The sequence below is a fragment of the Micrococcaceae bacterium Sec5.1 genome, from assembly GCA_039636795.1.
Classification (GTDB): Bacteria; Actinomycetota; Actinomycetes; order Actinomycetales; family Micrococcaceae; genus Arthrobacter.
The window spans coordinates 4,073,975-4,089,174 of record CP143430.1 but is presented as its reverse complement, the minus strand read 5'-3'; the positions used below and the strand labels follow the sequence as shown (position 1 = coordinate 4,089,174).

Sequence of the window (15,200 nt, the reverse complement as noted above, 5' to 3'; positions counted from 1 at the left end):
TTCCTTGCAGCGGGATGCTGAGGTTAATTCTTGGTTAAAGGTCCATACATCACATCGGTGTCCCAGCGGACGAAGCCAAGCTTCTGATATAGGGACACGGCGGCCTTGTTGTCGGCATCGACATAGAGCATGACGGCGTGCAGGTCCTTGTCCTGCAGATACCTGATTCCGGCCACGGTGAGTGCCTTGCCCAAGCCCAGGCCCTGCGCTTCGGGCGTGACGCCCACCACGTAAACCTCGCCGATGGCGGGATGCGGTCCCTGGCGTGGGTGAACCTTGGTCCAGTGGTACCCCAGCAGTTCGCCTTCATCATTGACGGCCAGAAGGAAGCCTGCCGGATCAAACCAATCTTCGGCCTTGCGGGCCTCAAGATCGGCCCGTGTCATCGAACCCTGCTCGGGATGATGCGAGAATGCCGCGCGGTTGGCCGTCAGCCAGGCTTCCTCGTCCTGTCCCGGCACGAAGGTGCGCAGTGAGACTCCGTTCGGAAGACCGACGTCGGGCAGTGCGGACGTGGAGGACATCAGCCGCATTTTCCACAGTTCCCGCACAGGACCGTAGCCGAAGCGCGTGGCCAGCTCCGCCGCGCCCTCATGGTTGCCATGGGACCAAGCGCATAACCCGTCAAAACCGCGTTTGCCCTCCAGCGCCTCCAGCAGGCGGCCCGCCACGCCCTGATTGCGGTAGCTCGGGTGGACAGCCAGTTCAAGGACACCCGTTGTTCCTGACGGGCCGGGCGCTTCAACGACGACGGCGATTCCCGCCAGATCTTCTCCAGTGGCCGGATCTGAATCCTCATCCGGGGCGTAAAGGGCAAGCGACAAGACAGAGTGATCCCCGGCATCGGCGCCACGCAGCATCACCAGTGTCTGTTCGGACAGGGGAGGGTTGCCGTCCGATTCCTCGGCGGCCGCCGCGAGGGTCCTGAAGTCCTTCAGGAGTTCGGGATCGAGGGCGCCGGTGACGAGCAGTACTGGCCAGTTCTCGGGGTGCGCGTGACTCATGATGCAAGGCTATACGTCCGGGGCAAGCCCTGTAATTTGAAGTCCCCCTGAAACGCCTGTAGTCTCGTTATCTCGTTCGGCTTTGCGGTTTATCCGCGTAGTCAACACAGGGGGGATCCACCAGTGGGGTGGCCTCGATACGTTCGACCCGTATGTCCTCCACGGAAATTGGAAGAGGCCAGGATTCATGTGAATCCTGGCCTCTTCTTTTTCGTCTCTGCAGTGGACTCGCCTCTGCCGTGGACTGCGAGCTTAAGCTTCCGAGAGTTCGTCATCCGGGAGCCTGACCAACGTCAGGCGGTAACCGACGTTGCGGACCGTGCTGATGAGATTCTCGTGGTCAACACCAAGCTTGGCGCGAAGACGCCGGATGTGCACGTCTACAGTTCGGGTGCCACCGTAGTAGTCATAGCCCCAGACTTCGGTCAGCAGCTGCTGGCGGGTAAACACGCGTCCCGGGTGCTGGGCGAGGTACTTGAGGAGCTCGAATTCCTTGAACGTCAGGTTCAGGGGCTGGCCGCTGACCCGGGCGGTATAGCTCGCTTCGTCAATAACGACGCCGGCAGCGCGGATCTCCGTCTGGGTTTCCTCTTCGCCTGGCACAGCCCGGGCCATGGCCAGACGGATTCTGGCCTCGACCTCAGCAGGGCCTGCAGAGTCCAGCACGATGTCATCCACTGACCATGCAGAGGAAACGGCAGCCATGCCGCCCTCGGTAAGAATCAGCATGAGCGGGGCACTGAGTCCAGTGGCCTTCAGCAGTTGCGTCAGGGAGCGTGCCCCCACCAAGTCCTTGCGGGCATCCAGGAACACGATGTCCGTGGGATCGGTTTCGAGCAGCGCGGTCGGTTCTGCCGGGAGAATGTGAACGCGGTGGTTGAGCAGCTCAAGGGCAGGCAGAATGTCCACCGAAGAGCCGGTGCTGTTCGTCAGGAGCAGGATGTGCGACATAGTTCCTCCAATGGGCTGTACGCGCATCATCGGGCGTCGAAACCGGAGTTTCACCGGCCGGTCACGGCAGCTGGCAAACCTTTGCCCGTTGTAACGGGATGAAGGCAAACAGTGTGCGCCGTTGAAGTCCGAGTATACCCACCCGAGCCCCGCCAGTCAGGGATTCGTGACGGGCTGCCACCGGAATTACGACATATTCGCCCGCCATAAGGCAGGATTGTCGGGAGGTCGTAAGGCGCATCGAATTGAGGTCGGGCACACAGTGAAGTCTTGGAGCATCGGGGTATTCGGACTCGTGGCGCTCGCAGCCATCGTGGCCAGCACCTTCGTTTCCCGGGAAGCCATGGTGGGCGTTGGCATTGTGGCGTCCGCGGCTGTGGGGCTTGGTTGGCCGCATTTCCTTGCAGTCCCCGCCAAGAAAACCCTGGCCTCCGTCATTGCCTTGGCCGGTGCCGGGTCCGCAGTGACGGCAGCTTACATGCCCGCTCCCGGATTCCTGGATGGTACCCCCGCGTTCATTGCCTTGGGGGTCATGGCCGTGTTCATCATCCAGCTCGTGCGGGGAACGGGACAGGCACAGCGCCTGGAATCCACGCTCGGCTGTTGTGTCGGCGTCCTGCTGAATTGCCTCGGTGCAGGATGGATTGCGGGCGCCCGGTTCAACGGCGTCAAGGAAATGGTCCTCGTTGCCGGGCTGAGTGCGGCGGTGGCACTCCTGGTAGGTGTCATTCGATGGCCGGACCGGATCGTGGCTCCTCTTGGCATCGTCATGGCCGGTCTTATGGGCCCTTTGGCCGGACTTGTTTTTTCCGATATCGCCGTCCTGCCTGCTGCCCTGGTGGGCATCGTGGTCGGCTCAGTCCTTGTGTGCTTCCGGCGTATGACCACTCTCAGGCGCGGGCGGCTCAATATTCCCGCGGCAGTGGGAATGGGTGTCGCGCCGGTGTGGGCTGTTGGCGCCTTGGCTTACTTCATAGACAAACTACTCATCTACTAACGGTTAGGATTGCATCATGTCTGTACTCGCATTTGAAATCTTCTTCCTCGTTCTCCTTGGCCTGGCGAGCGTTGCCATGGCATGGTTTGCGGGTTTCGTTGTTTACCGCCTTTTCAAGGGCCAGAAGTAAAGCCTTCTGACCCTGCAGTCCAAAAGAGGTAGTCGTTGTGCCTATTGAGATTCCAACAGACCTGACGCCTGAACTCGTCCCGCTTTCCTGGCTCATTGGTGAGTGGGAAGGCCGGGGCCGGCTTGGCAGTGGTGACGAGGATTCGGAACATTTCGTCCAGCACGTTTCCTTCACCCATAACGGTTTGCCGTACCTGCAGTACAGGGCCGAGACCTGGATCAGCGACGACGCCGGCACAAAGCTGCGCCCGCTGACCGTTGAAACCGGGTTCTGGGCCTTGGAACGCAAGCTCCAGGAAGGCGACGGCGGTCCCGGACTTATCCCGGCGGATATTGTGCCTGTGCTCAAGACCGCAGATGAGGTCGAAGAACGCCGGAACAAAGAAGGCGGCTTCGATATCTCCGTGTCGATTGCCCACCCCGGCGGAATCACCGAGCTCTACTACGGCCAGATCAAGGGACCGCAGATCCAGCTCACCACGGATATGGTGATGCGCGGGAGCCACTCCAAGGAGTACACCGCCGCAACAAGGATCTTTGGCCTGGTGGACGGCAATCTCCTGTGGCGCTGGGACGTTGCCGCCAACGGCAAGGCACTGGAAGCACACGCTTCTGCATTCCTGCACAGGGTTTCCTGACGCCCGGCACGAGGTGTCACTGAACGTTCCACACGCAACGAGCAAAGGAGCAGATAGTGAATAACCACCTCAAGCCGGGAGGCTACGAGGGACTCAAGGCCGTGTTCTTCAACGGCACCTTGAAACCCTCGCCGCAGCCCAGCAACACCGATGGCTTGATTCGGATCAGCCGCGACATCATGGAAAAGCAGGGCGTCACTACCAGCCTCATCCGTACCGTTGACCACGATATCGCCACCGGCGTCTACCCGGACATGCGGGAGCACGGCTGGAAAACCGATGAATGGCCTGAGATCTATCCGTTGGTCGCTGAGGCCGACATCGTGGTGGTGGCAGGTCCCATCTGGCTGGGCGATAACTCTTCCCAGACCAAGAAGCTCATTGAGCGTCTGTACGCACACTCGGGCGAACTCACTGACAAGGGCCAGTGGGCGTTCTACCCGAAAGTGGGTGGGTGCCTCATCACCGGCAATGAAGATGGCATCAAGCACTGTTCCATGAACGTGCTGTACAGCCTCCAACACGTAGGTTTCACTATCCCGCCGCAGGCCGACGCCGGCTGGATCGGCCCTGTAGGCCCAGGGCCCAGTTACCTTGACGAAGGGTCTGGTGGTCCGGAGAGTGATTTTACTAACAGGAACACCACGTTCATGTCCTGGAACCTGATGCACATGGCCCGCCTCCTCAGGGATGCAGGCGGAATCCCTGCCTATGGCAACCTTCCGCAGGAATGGAAAGCCGGCACACGATTCGATTTCGAGAACCCGGAATACCGTTGATTCCGGAATACCTCCAAGTTCCGGAATACCACTGAGCCGCAAGGACTTCTACTACATATGACTTACAAGAGCCCCCTGTTGTCGCGCCCTGGCGCTGTCGAAGACACCGGCCTAGATGCCGGCGTCGCGGCCCATTACGGCGAGCCGCTGCGGGAGCAACGCGCCCTGGCAACCGGTACCGCCGTCGTGGATCTTTCGCACCGCGGCGTGGTGACGGTATCCGGACCGGACCGCCTCAGCTGGCTCAACACGCTTTCCTCCCAGCAGGTGACCAATCTCCAGCCGCGGGTTGGCAGTGAACTGTTGCTGCTTAGTGTCCAGGGTCGCATTGAGTTCGATGCTCGGGTTATTGACGACGGTGAAACCACCTGGCTGATCGTCGAGGCCGCAGAAGCCGAACCGTTGTCCGAGTGGTTGAACAAGATGAAGTTCATGCTTCGCGTGGAGATTACGGATGTCTCGGGGGAGTGGGCTGTCCTTGCTTCCACGAAGCCCGTGGAGAAGCTGGGCCGTTACTTGGTTTGGGAAGATCCGTGGCCGCATGTAGGCCCTGGCGGCTATTCCTACAGCACTGTCCCGGAGGAGTCGCACCCTGGGCTCGAACGCCCATGGTTCGAATATCTCGTCCCGGCGGCAGACTTGGAATCCGTGGTCGATGGCTTGCCCCTGGCTGGTGCCATGGCGGCCGACGCCCTGCGGATTGCCGCGTGGCGGCCGCGTCTCGGTGCGGAGACCGACGACAGGACCATCCCCCATGAGCTGGACCTTATTCGCACTTCCGTCCACCTGAGCAAGGGCTGCTACAAGGGCCAGGAGACCATCGCACGTGTTCACAATCTCGGCCATCCGCCGCGGCGCCTCGTCTTCCTGCAGTTGGATGGCTCGCAGCACACGCTTCCCGCCGTTGGCAGTGTTGTATTTGCGGGGGAGCGCAAGGTGGGTACTCTGACATCTGTGGCGCAGCACTTCGAGATGGGCCCTGTGGCTTTGGCAGTCATCAAGCGCTCCGTTCCGGCGGATGAAACCTTGACAGTCATGGACGGCGAGGAGCCTTATATCGCGGCCCAGGAAGTGATCGTCGCCCCCGACGCCGGCCAGGTCGTTGGGCGCCAAACCGGATTCCTGAAGGGACCCCACCGATGAGCCAACCGAGTCACAGCACCGGACCCGACTCCGCCGACACCGACACGGGCGCCGACGACGAAGCGGTTGCCTTGGCCCACACGCTCTTCGATGCCGCCCGCGAAGGCAACACCGAGATGCTGCGGAGCTACCTGAACGCCGGTGCCCCAGCCACGCTCACCAATGCTTCCGGAGATTCGCTGCTGATGCTTGCTGCCTACCATGGGCACGAGGAAACCGTGCAGTTGATTCTGCACCACGGCGCTGACGTAAATACCCCCAATGACCGTGGCCAGACCCCGCTTGCAGGGGCGGTATTCAAGGGATACACGGGCGTCGCCCGGGCGCTGCTGGACGCAGGAGCAGACCCCGACGCCGGAACTCCCACCGCGCGCGAAGCGGCCAGTATGTTTGCCCGGACCGAAATATTGGCCCTTCTCGGCTAAGGCGTGAATGGTTCGGAGAAGCCCGGTTGCTACGGCAGCCGGGCTTTCTTGCGTCTATATATTCCACGTGGAATAGTTGTAGTGGAATATATGTGAGAAAGGTTCCTGCCGTGCCGAAAGCTGCTGACTTAACGCCTCTTGGCGTTGCATCCTTGGCGCTCCTGGCTGAAAAGCCCATGCATCCTTACGAGATGTTTCAAGTACTGATGGCCCGCCATGAGGATCGGCTCGTCAAGGTCCGGCCGGGCACGCTCTACCACGCAGTGGGCCGTTTAGAGGAAAACGGACTGGTTGAGGCTACCGGAACCGAGCGCGAAGGCAACCGTCCTGAACGCACCACCTACCGCATCACCCTGGCCGGTCATGATGCCTTGGACGCGGGAGTTAAAGCCATGCTCTCCACGCCCGTCAATGACTACCCGGTGTTTCCGCACGCCATTGCTGAAGCGCACCACCTCCCCAAGGAGGTGGTGGCAGGCCTCCTTGAACAGCGGCTCGGAGCACTCGGCGCCGACCTCGACTTCCTCGTCAGCGCGGAAACAGTGGTCAGGGCGAAGGGCCTTGACCGCAAGTACTGGCTCGACATCACCTACCAACAAGCATTACGTCGCACGGAGATCGCGTGGATCCGCGGCCTCCTCGAGGAGTTGGGCAGCGGAATCCTGCCCTGGGACGAACCGGAGCCAACTCCATCCGAACTTTCACACCAGCCGAAGGAATCCCTTGGAAAACGTAGCTAAGCCGTGGCCCGCGCTATGGTCACTCGTCATAGGCTTCTTCATGATCCTTATCGACACCACCATTGTGTCGGTCGCGAATCCGCGGATCATGCAGGGCCTCAACACCGATATCAATGCCGTCATCTGGGTTACCAGCGCGTACCTCCTGGCGTATGCAGTGCCCCTTCTCATCACCGGCAGGTTGGGTGACCGTTTCGGGCCGAAGAACCTGTACTTGATCGGCCTGGTGGTCTTCACCTTGGCTTCGCTGTGGTGCGGCCTCTCCAGCGACGTCACCATGCTGATCGCCGCTCGCGCAGTCCAAGGACTCGGCGCGGCCATGATGACGCCCCAGACCATGGCAGTCATCACACGTATTTTTCCTCCGGACCGTCGGGGCGCCGCCATGGGACTCTGGGGAGCGACAGCCGGCATGGCTGTTCTCGTAGGCCCTATTCTGGGCGGTGTCCTGGTGGACGGACTGGGGTGGGAGTGGATCTTCTTCGTCAACGTCCCTATAGGAATTGTCGCTTTCGTCATGGTCACGCGTTTCGTCCCGAAGCTGACTACGCACAGCCATTCATTCGACGTCGCGGGCGTGGTGCTCTCCGCCGTCGGTATGTTTCTTTTGGTGTTCGGCATCCAGGAAGGCCAAACCTATAAGTGGGGAACGGTCACCGGTGCCGTCACGGTCTGGGGCTTGATCATCGCAGGGCTCGTCGTCCTGGTGCTCTTTGTCCTCTGGCAGTGGCTACTGGGCAGGCGAGGCGGGGAACCACTGCTGCCTTTGGCTTTGTTCAAGGACCGAAATTTCTCCCTGGGCAACACCACCATCATGGTTGTCGGCTTCACAGTGACGGCGTTCCCGCTGCCCACCATCTTCTACTATCAGGTTGTGCGGGGCCTGACCCCAACCCAGTCAGCGTTGCTCATGATTCCCATGGCGGTGATCTCCGGCGGCCTGGCGCCGGTCGTGGGTAAGCTGATCGATCGAGCCAACCCGCGCTGGTTCGCATCCTTCGGCCTCGTTTGCCTCGCAGGAGCGCTCTTCTGGACAGCTTCACTTCTGCGGCCGGATACTCCCATTTGGATGTTCCTGCTTCCCAGTGCCCTCCAGGGTGTTGCCAATGGCTTCATTTGGGGGCCGGTATCCAATGCGACAACGCGCAACCTCGAGCCACGCCAAGCCGGCGCCGGTTCGGGCGTGTTCAACACCACCCGACAGATCGGGGCAGTCCTTGGATCCGCGGCCATTGCCGCCCTGATCCAGGCCCGGCTTGCGGCCGAGTTGCCCGCGGCGCCGGCAGGAGCCCCGGCCAACGAAGCTTCCATGAACGGTGCCCTGCCAGAGGCGCTGCATGCAGGATTCTCGACGGCGATGAGCCAGTCGATCGTGCTGCCCGCCTGTGCGATTCTCCTCGGAGCAGTGGTGGCCATGTTCTTCGCGAAGCCAAAGTCCGTTGAAGGATGGGGCGGTGCTGCTGCAAAAGAGGCTCCGCAGGAAACTGTCCGGAAGTAGCGCGGCAAACGGCGGGGACCAGCCCATTCTTGGGCTGGTCCTGACCCGGACAGGGGCAGGACCAGCGCTTGCCAAGACCAAAGCTGGGCCCGTTCGATTCCTTGTTAGCCGAGCAGCACGCTCGCATGGAGTCCGCCAGTGGCGAATCCCAAGCTACGGGCCATCGCGAGCGCGCTGCTGTTGCTGACATCGGCCTTCCACTGGAGCGTCAGCCCCGCGGCCAGGGCCTCGTGGGCAGCAATCGATGCAGCCAGCGTTCCCAGGCCCCGCCGGCGCCAGGGCGGTGCTACCAGAACGCCCATGTTGGCCAGGATCCCCTCCCACTCGGAGTAGGCCCCACAGGCCACGGGAGTGGGCTGCTCTTCTTCGTGGTGCATGATGGTGAAGCGGTGCTCCAGGGCTTGCAGGCCCACTTCGTTGACGTCATCCGGGGGGCACAGACCTTCCAGCGCTACCGCTTCTGGATTGCCTCGCGAGACCGTGAGGTCTTCGGAGGGTTGATTGAGCGGGAGGTCGTCGGCAAAGAACAAGGCTGAGGACCCGAGGCCATGTCCACCGTGCGACCGCGTGAGGGTCAACAGCGTCACATGCTGGGCAAGTTCGGTGTCTGGAATTCCAGCGGCTGCGTCGAGGACCCATTGTGGTCCCACCAACGCCGAGGCACCAAAAAGGCGCAGGAAAACAACCGCCCGCGCCGATTCATCGAGGCGGGTGATGCGGTTTGAGGGGTCGCTCGGGTCCACCGCAGAAGTGGTGGCCCGGGCCGCAGCGGCGGCGAAAGCGTCGTCGTCGAACCCCAAATGGCGAGCCCACGCCAGCTGGATAATGGCAGCGGACGTGGGCTCAAGAGTCATGGATTCAGCCTAGCCGACTAGCCGAAGAGCACACTCGCTTCGTCGTAGCGGTGCTGGGGAACAGTCTTGAGCTTACCCAGTGCTTCTTCGAAACCAACGTGGGAGATGTCCGTGCCCTTCAGGGCCACCATGGTGCCCCAACGGCCCTCCACCACTGAATCGATGGCTGCCATGCCCAGGCGGGTTGCAAGGACGCGGTCATAGGCAGTTGGTACGCCGCCACGCTGGATATGGCCAAGAATGGTGGCGCGGGTCTCTATGCCTGTGCGTGCTTCGATTTCCGGCGCGAGCTGGTCGGCGATTCCACCCAGGCGGGGACGGCCAAAAGTGTCCAGTCCGCGTTCGGAGTGGGGAGATTCCATGTGGTCCGGAACGAAGCCCTCTGCTACCACCACCAGCGGCGCGCGGCCACGGTCGTGGGCTTCCTGGACCCATTCGGTGATCTGCTCGATGCTGACCGTCTGTTCCGGGATAAGGATGGCGTGTGCACCAGCTGCCATTCCGGCGTGCAGGGCGATCCAGCCTACGTGTCGGCCCATGACCTCGGCGATCATGCAGCGGTGGTGGGACTCGCCGGTGGTGCGGAGGCGGTCGATTGCTTCGGTGGCGATTTCAACCGCTGTATCGAAACCGAAGGTGTAGTCCGTTGCGTCGAGGTCGTTGTCCACGGTCTTGGGAACACCAACAATTTTCAGTCCGGCATCGGTGAGCCGTTTTGCTGCCGCCAGAGTACCTTCGCCGCCAATTGCGATGATGGCGTCAATGCCCAGGCGTTCCATGTGGGCCTTGATGACGTCCGGGCCACCACCATTTTCAAACGGGTTGGTACGTGAGGTGCCCAGGATGGTGCCGCCCTGCTTGGCGATACCGCGGACCAAGGTGCGGGGGATGTCGATGACATCACCTTCCACAACGCCGCGCCAGCCGTCCTTGAAACCCACGAACTCCTGGCCGTGGATTGCGATCCCCTTCAGGACCGCTCCACGGATTACTGCGTTGAGTCCGGGGCAGTCGCCACCGCTGGTAAGAATGCCAATTTTCATGTTTGCTCACTCATGGCTTGGAGGAATACGTCTGGAGCGCCACGCTGAGCTCCCAACGATTGTAGACGTCGATGTGGGGTGGGACACAAATGGTTACTTTTGACCCCGGCCGTGCGGTATTGGAAATCTCTCTGAAAACAACGAAAGCGCCCCGCTGCGGCGGGGCGCTTTGTGTCGCTGACGTCGAAGTTGCCGATCGTTGCGCGCCTAACGGGAGCGCTGGCTGATGAACGACTCCAGCGCGATCCTGTTCTTCTGGTCCGGCAGTATGAGCCAGGCGAGGATATAGAACACCGCCGCTGGTCCTGGCAAGAGGCAGAAGAGCAGGAAAGCCACCCGGACATATGCCACATCCACCCTGAGCTTCGCGGCAATGCCACCACAGACGCCACCCAACCAGCGCTGGGGTCCACGCTTCAGGCCGAAGCCCCTGACGATGCTGAAGAACTTGTCCATGGCTACAGACTTCCTTGTTGTGGTTGCTTTGTCACGTAAGTACCTGCCTCGTTGGTGTAATTGGTACAGGCAGCTACTCGGCCGGGGTCTTTGATTTACCCGCACTCCTGCGGGCGGCAAGGAGTCCTCCGATGACCAAGGCTGCGCCCGCACCGATCATGAGGCCGATCAGCACATACGTGCCATCCAGCACCACCCAACCAAGGGTGGAGATGACCAACAAAGCCGCCAGGGCAATCACAATCAACCCCCACACCACGGTGCCGATCCGCGCCTGCTGCGGTTGGTCGTCGTCGATGGTCCGTTCCACCCGATAGGCGGGCTCAAGCGATGGCGTGAGCGGTATTGGCTGGAGTCGTGGTACTGGCTGGAGCTGCGGTGCGGGTGCCGGCTCCTTGGTCAGCGGCTCCCTTGTCAGGGGTTCCGTTGGACTGTTGTCCTGTTCCTTGGCGAGCGGAGTGGTGTCCACCGGGTTCTTGGCATCACTGCTGTTTTCCCCTGCTTCGCGTGCCTTGCTTGGCTCGTTCGTGCTCATGTCAGTTTCCTTCCTGGATGGTCACGTTGCTGAATGTGCCATCGATTTCCACCACAAGGTTGGCCCCGGGCTTTTCGGCGTTGTAGACCGTTCGCTCGTCCTGGAGGCGGCCGCCGCGGTCCGAGCCGTGTTCGTTCAGGTTGCCGAAGGTCATATCCGCCCTGACCTCAACGGGTACGTCTTTCGGGATGATGACGGTGACGTTGCTGAAGGTGGCGTCCACGGGGACCACGATTTCGGTGGTGAGCGGAGGTGTCAGGTCCAGGTCGTCCAAGTTCACTGTTCCTTTGCCGCCGGTGACGTCGACACCCTGCCGGGCCTGCTCGATACTTAGCGGTGCCCAGTCCACGTCATGGAAGGTGAAGCGATCACCATTCCGTGGGACAACATTGAAGATTCCACCGATGATCAGGGCCACTACTGCCAGGAAACCGAGGAAACCGGAGGTCCGTCCCCGCAAGCCTGCAAAGAGGATGCCCAAACCCAGTACGGCTGCGCCCGTTGCCCACACGACGGCGTTGGCTGCGTTGCCGAGCTCGATGATGTTGCCGGCGTCCAGCGCTTTCAAGGTGCCGCCAACCAGCAGTGCCACACCCGCAGTAACCGCTACGATGGCTGCCCCGGGACCCTTGCGCCTGGCGCGCGGCGGCTTGGGTTCACCGTTGTGGGGCTGGCCGCTAAAAGGCTGGCCGCCCTGCGGAGGAGTGGGTCCGTAGGGAGGAGTGGGGCCGTAGGGAGGCCGCGGACCTGATGGCTCGTAGGGGCCAGCCGCACGATCCTGCGGCTTTGTGCCTGGCTGGCCTTGACCGTACACCGGCACGCCGCTGTTGGTCCCGGTAGGAGTGCTGGTCCCGGCAACAGGGCTTGTCCCGGTGGCTGTTGGGGTTCCGTAGGCCGTGGGGGCTCCGTAGGCGGTGCCCGTTGCGTAGGAAGTGCCCGTTCCGTAAGACGTGGCCGCGAAGTTCTGCTGGTTCATGGGCCGGGCTGCCTTCGATCCTTTGTTGCGTTGTACCAGGTAGTAGATGAGGTAGATGACGCCGCCCACCCAGAAGAGCGTCCACAGCACGCCCGGAAGGCCGTTCCAGCCCCAGCCCCAGAATCCGCGGCCCAGGCCGGGCAGGCCGATGATCGTGGTGATCAAGGCACCCGTCATGCCGCCGGACCAACGCCCGGCGGCTGCTTCCTGAACGTGGATGCGGCCGTCAGGTTCGGGCAGCAAGGCCCACGCCAGGCCGTAAAGCAGGACGCCAATGCCGGCGAAGAGTGCCAGGACGATGAAGATGCCCCGAACAATCAGGGGGTCGATGCCAAAGCGGTGCGCAACTCCGCTGGAGACGCCACCAATCCAGCGGTCCGGCCCGCGGCGGACACCCTGGCTGCGGATCCAGTCGAAGAAGTTCTGCCGTGGTGCAGTATGGGGTGCAGCGGGACCGGTACCGGATGAAGGATAGGAGTGGGTGGACGGTTCCCCGGGGGCGCCGGCGGAGGGACCCGCCGATGCGCCGGCGGAAGTGCCGGCGTTGGCGTCGGGATCGGGTGTGCCGGCATTGCCAGGCGTTCCGGATCCCTCTGGGTTCATGCTGTTCGCGTTCATACTTCGATCCTGCCGTCCCGGGTACCCTGCCCTCTACTGGGGGATACCCTGAATGATCCCTGAGGGACCCCCGAAGAACGCCGGATTCAGGTCCGGGCAACCCTGATCCGTGTTTGGATTGGTACATGACAACCGCTGTACAACGCCCGCCGCTGGTCCGCAGCAGCGACCGCATGATCGCCGGCGTCTGCAGCGGATTGGCCGACCATTTGGGCTGGCCCGTGAAGTACGTTCGGCTGGGCATGGTCCTTGCCTGCTTCGCCGGTGGAGCGGGACTGGCCTTCTACGCCTGGCTCTGGACCATGGTTCCCACCGCGGATGAGAGCGCGCGCCGCAATGCCCGCCGGCCGGCGTCGCCTATTGCTCCTGCAGTCAGCCTTCCGCCTGACGTCGCTGCGGTGCAGCATGCGCCCAAAGCGCCCGACGCCGGACCCGCACCAGCGGTGGCCGGCACTCCAACGGTGAGTGGAAACCTTCCGGTAAGGGATACTGCAACAGGCGTGGGTGCACTGCCTGGGCGCCCACAGTTCGATGCGACAACTACTGGCAGCACGGCAGCTCCGTCCGGCGGTTGGGCCCAATCCGGAGGCCGGGCGTTACCGGTTTCCCGGTTCAACTTTCGGCGAATCCAGTATGGCAAGGAGATCCTGCTCGGCGCCGGCCTGCTCCTCGTGGCGGCGATCCTGATTGCACGCCAGTTCGGCGTCGATGTGCCCTTGGGAACGCTGATTCCCGCAGCTGCGATCCTGGGCGGCGCGGCGATCGCATGGATGCAACTCGACGAGACCCGCAGGGCCGGCTTGGTGGACAAGACCAAGGCCGACCAGGCTGGTGGCTGGGTCCGCCTGGCAGCTGGCCTTGCGCTGGTGGTGGCCGGGGTCCTGGTCATGGTGTCCGGATCGGGATCCTGGGAGCAGACCTGGCTGGCGCTCCTGGCATCCGTTGCTGTCCTCGGCGGCGTTGCCTTGGTCCTGCTGCCGTGGGGACTGAAGTTCTGGAAGGACCTCGAGACTGAACGGGCGGGGCGTGTACGGGAAACCGAGCGCGCGGAGATCGCAGCCCACCTGCACGATTCAGTGTTGCAAACCCTTGCGCTGATCCAGCGTAGGGCAGGCTCAGAGCAAGACGTTGTTCGGCTGGCGAGGGCGCAGGAACGTGAACTTCGGTCCTGGCTCTTCACTGATGCCGCCAAGGATGCCGGGCTGCTGGCCGAGCGGATCAAAGCCGTGGCCGCCGAAGTCGAGGATGCCCACGGCCAGGCCGTGGAGGTGGTAACCGTGGGCGACGCCGACATGACGGACAGGCACGAGGCACTGGTCCAGGCAGCCAGGGAAGCCATGCTCAATGCGGCCCGGCACGCTGGCGGAACAGTATCCGTCTACATGGAGAGCACGGCAGGCAGCACCGAGGTCTTCATCAAGGACCGCGGTCCGGGATTTGACCTTGAAGCGGTCCCCGACGACAGGCTGGGCGTCAAGGAATCAATTATCGGCCGCATGAAGCGTCACGGAGGCACGGCAACCATCAACAGCAGCAGGGACGGAACCGAAGTGCGGCTGGCCCTCCCTTCGCTCAACGCCGATGGCGGCGATACGCGCACTGGAGATACGCGCACCGGGGAGCGGACTGGGGATGTGCGCAGAACTGACATACGGAACCGTGAAGTACGGAATGGAGAACCACGGCAATGAGCAACACTTCCCAAAGCGGTGAGCCGCGCAGTGTGCGTGTGGTGATCGTTGATGACCACACGATCTTCCGTTCCGGGCTGAAGGCGGATCTCGATCACCGCATGGACGTCGTGGGCGAGGCGGGCACAGTCGAGGAGGCCATCGCTGTCATTGCGGAAACCCGGCCTGAGGTTGTCCTCCTGGACGTCCACCTTCCTGGCGGCCTTGGCGGCGGAGGGCGCGAGGTCATTGCGGGGTCCGCTGCGCTCCTGGGCACCACCAGCTTTCTGGCACTGAGTGTTTCAGACGCAGCCGAGGACGTGGTGGCAGTGATCCGGGCTGGCGCCCGAGGCTACGTCACCAAGACGATCTCTGGTGCCGGGATTTCCGATGCCGTGATCCGCGTGGCCGATGGCGACGCCGTCTTCTCACCCCGGCTTGCTGGTTTCGTGCTGGACGCCTTTGGTACAGCACCGGCGGACATCGCGGACGACGAATTGGACCGCCTCTCGGCGCGTGAGCTGGAAGTGATGCGACTCATCGCGCGCGGATACAGCTACAAGGAAGTGGCCAAGGAGCTGTTCATTTCCATCAAGACCGTGGAGACGCATGTGTCCGCCGTGCTCCGGAAACTGCAGCTCTCCAGCCGACACGAACTCACCAAGTGGGCCGCCGAGCGCCGCCTCCTCTGACCTTCTCTCACATCCGCCGGCCTTCTGACGGATCCTCTCTCACATCCGCCGG

General features: G+C 62.4%; 16 protein-coding genes. 9 read left to right on the top strand and 7 right to left on the bottom strand.

Translation table 11 applies throughout. From position 1 onward, the window contains the following. Positions 1-23 precede the first annotated feature (23 nt). Together mshD and VUN82_18660 are read right to left on the bottom strand one after the other, a co-directional pair. On the bottom strand, positions 24-1,004 hold the full coding sequence (gene mshD / locus VUN82_18665; protein ID XAS71088.1) for a mycothiol synthase: 981 nt from the start codon (positions 1,002-1,004) through the stop codon (positions 24-26). 252 nt (positions 1,005-1,256) lie between these two features. Next, positions 1,257-1,955: a response regulator transcription factor gene (locus VUN82_18660; protein XAS71087.1), complete on the bottom strand. Its 699-nt coding sequence runs from the start codon at positions 1,953-1,955 to the stop codon at positions 1,257-1,259. Positions 1,956-2,217: 262 nt separating this feature from the next. On the opposite strand from VUN82_18660, the gene VUN82_18655 reads away from it, so the two are divergent. From VUN82_18655 to VUN82_18625, 7 genes are all read left to right on the top strand, one after another. Further along, positions 2,218-2,952 carry a permease gene (locus VUN82_18655; GenBank protein ID XAS71086.1) on the top strand — a complete coding sequence of 245 codons (735 nt, stop codon included), beginning with the start codon at positions 2,218-2,220 and terminating at the stop codon, positions 2,950-2,952. A gap of 167 nt (positions 2,953-3,119) precedes the next feature. After that, positions 3,120-3,719, top strand: a complete 600-nt coding sequence (locus tag VUN82_18650; GenBank protein ID XAS71085.1) for an FABP family protein — start codon at positions 3,120-3,122, stop codon at positions 3,717-3,719. Between the two features lie 56 nt (positions 3,720-3,775). Further along, a complete protein-coding gene (locus tag VUN82_18645; GenBank protein XAS71084.1) occupies positions 3,776-4,498 on the top strand; it encodes a flavodoxin family protein in 723 nt (240 codons plus the stop codon). A 57-nt stretch (positions 4,499-4,555) separates the two neighbouring features. Beyond that, a complete protein-coding gene (locus VUN82_18640) occupies positions 4,556-5,641 on the top strand; it encodes a folate-binding protein (GenBank protein XAS71083.1) in 1,086 nt (361 codons plus the stop codon). Beyond that, positions 5,638-6,066, top strand: coding sequence for an ankyrin repeat domain-containing protein (locus VUN82_18635; protein XAS71082.1), 429 nt, complete (start codon positions 5,638-5,640; stop codon positions 6,064-6,066). The genes VUN82_18640 and VUN82_18635 overlap by 4 nt, the downstream gene beginning before the upstream one ends. Positions 6,067-6,176: 110 nt before the next feature. Further along, positions 6,177-6,806, top strand: coding sequence for a PadR family transcriptional regulator (locus tag VUN82_18630; GenBank protein ID XAS71081.1), 630 nt, complete (start codon positions 6,177-6,179; stop codon positions 6,804-6,806). Then, complete coding sequence (locus tag VUN82_18625) at positions 6,790-8,304, top strand: DHA2 family efflux MFS transporter permease subunit (GenBank protein ID XAS71080.1); 1,515 nt, start codon at positions 6,790-6,792, stop codon at positions 8,302-8,304. Before VUN82_18630 ends, VUN82_18625 begins: the two co-directional genes overlap by 17 nt. A gap of 104 nt (positions 8,305-8,408) precedes the next feature. On the opposite strand, the gene VUN82_18620 is transcribed toward VUN82_18625, so the two are convergent. The 5 genes from VUN82_18620 to VUN82_18600 all read right to left on the bottom strand — a co-directional run bounded on the left by VUN82_18620 (position 8,409) and on the right by VUN82_18600 (position 12,786). Beyond that, positions 8,409-9,158: a GNAT family N-acetyltransferase gene (locus tag VUN82_18620; GenBank protein XAS71079.1), complete on the bottom strand. Its 750-nt coding sequence runs from the start codon at positions 9,156-9,158 to the stop codon at positions 8,409-8,411. 17 nt (positions 9,159-9,175) lie between these two features. After that, positions 9,176-10,201 (bottom strand): ATP-dependent 6-phosphofructokinase, encoded by a 1,026-nt coding sequence (locus tag VUN82_18615; GenBank protein ID XAS71078.1) that lies wholly within the window; start codon positions 10,199-10,201, stop codon positions 9,176-9,178. Positions 10,202-10,408: 207 nt separating this feature from the next. Then, entirely contained in the window at positions 10,409-10,657 is a 249-nt protein-coding gene (locus VUN82_18610) for a PspC domain-containing protein (GenBank protein ID XAS71077.1), read from the bottom strand. Positions 10,658-10,730: 73 nt separating this feature from the next. Then, positions 10,731-10,967: a hypothetical protein gene (locus VUN82_18605; GenBank protein ID XAS74741.1), complete on the bottom strand. Its 237-nt coding sequence runs from the start codon at positions 10,965-10,967 to the stop codon at positions 10,731-10,733. A 226-nt stretch (positions 10,968-11,193) separates the two neighbouring features. Continuing rightward, the gene (locus VUN82_18600) at positions 11,194-12,786 is read right to left on the bottom strand and encodes a PspC domain-containing protein (protein XAS71076.1); all 1,593 of its coding nucleotides are present in this window, start codon (positions 12,784-12,786) and stop codon (positions 11,194-11,196) included. Positions 12,787-12,911: 125 nt separating this feature from the next. Between VUN82_18600 and VUN82_18595 the strand changes: the two genes are divergently transcribed. Then, positions 12,912-14,477: a PspC domain-containing protein gene (locus VUN82_18595; protein XAS71075.1), complete on the top strand. Its 1,566-nt coding sequence runs from the start codon at positions 12,912-12,914 to the stop codon at positions 14,475-14,477. After that, complete coding sequence (locus VUN82_18590) at positions 14,474-15,148, top strand: response regulator transcription factor (protein XAS71074.1); 675 nt, start codon at positions 14,474-14,476, stop codon at positions 15,146-15,148. The genes VUN82_18595 and VUN82_18590 overlap by 4 nt, the downstream gene beginning before the upstream one ends. Positions 15,149-15,200 lie beyond the last annotated feature (52 nt).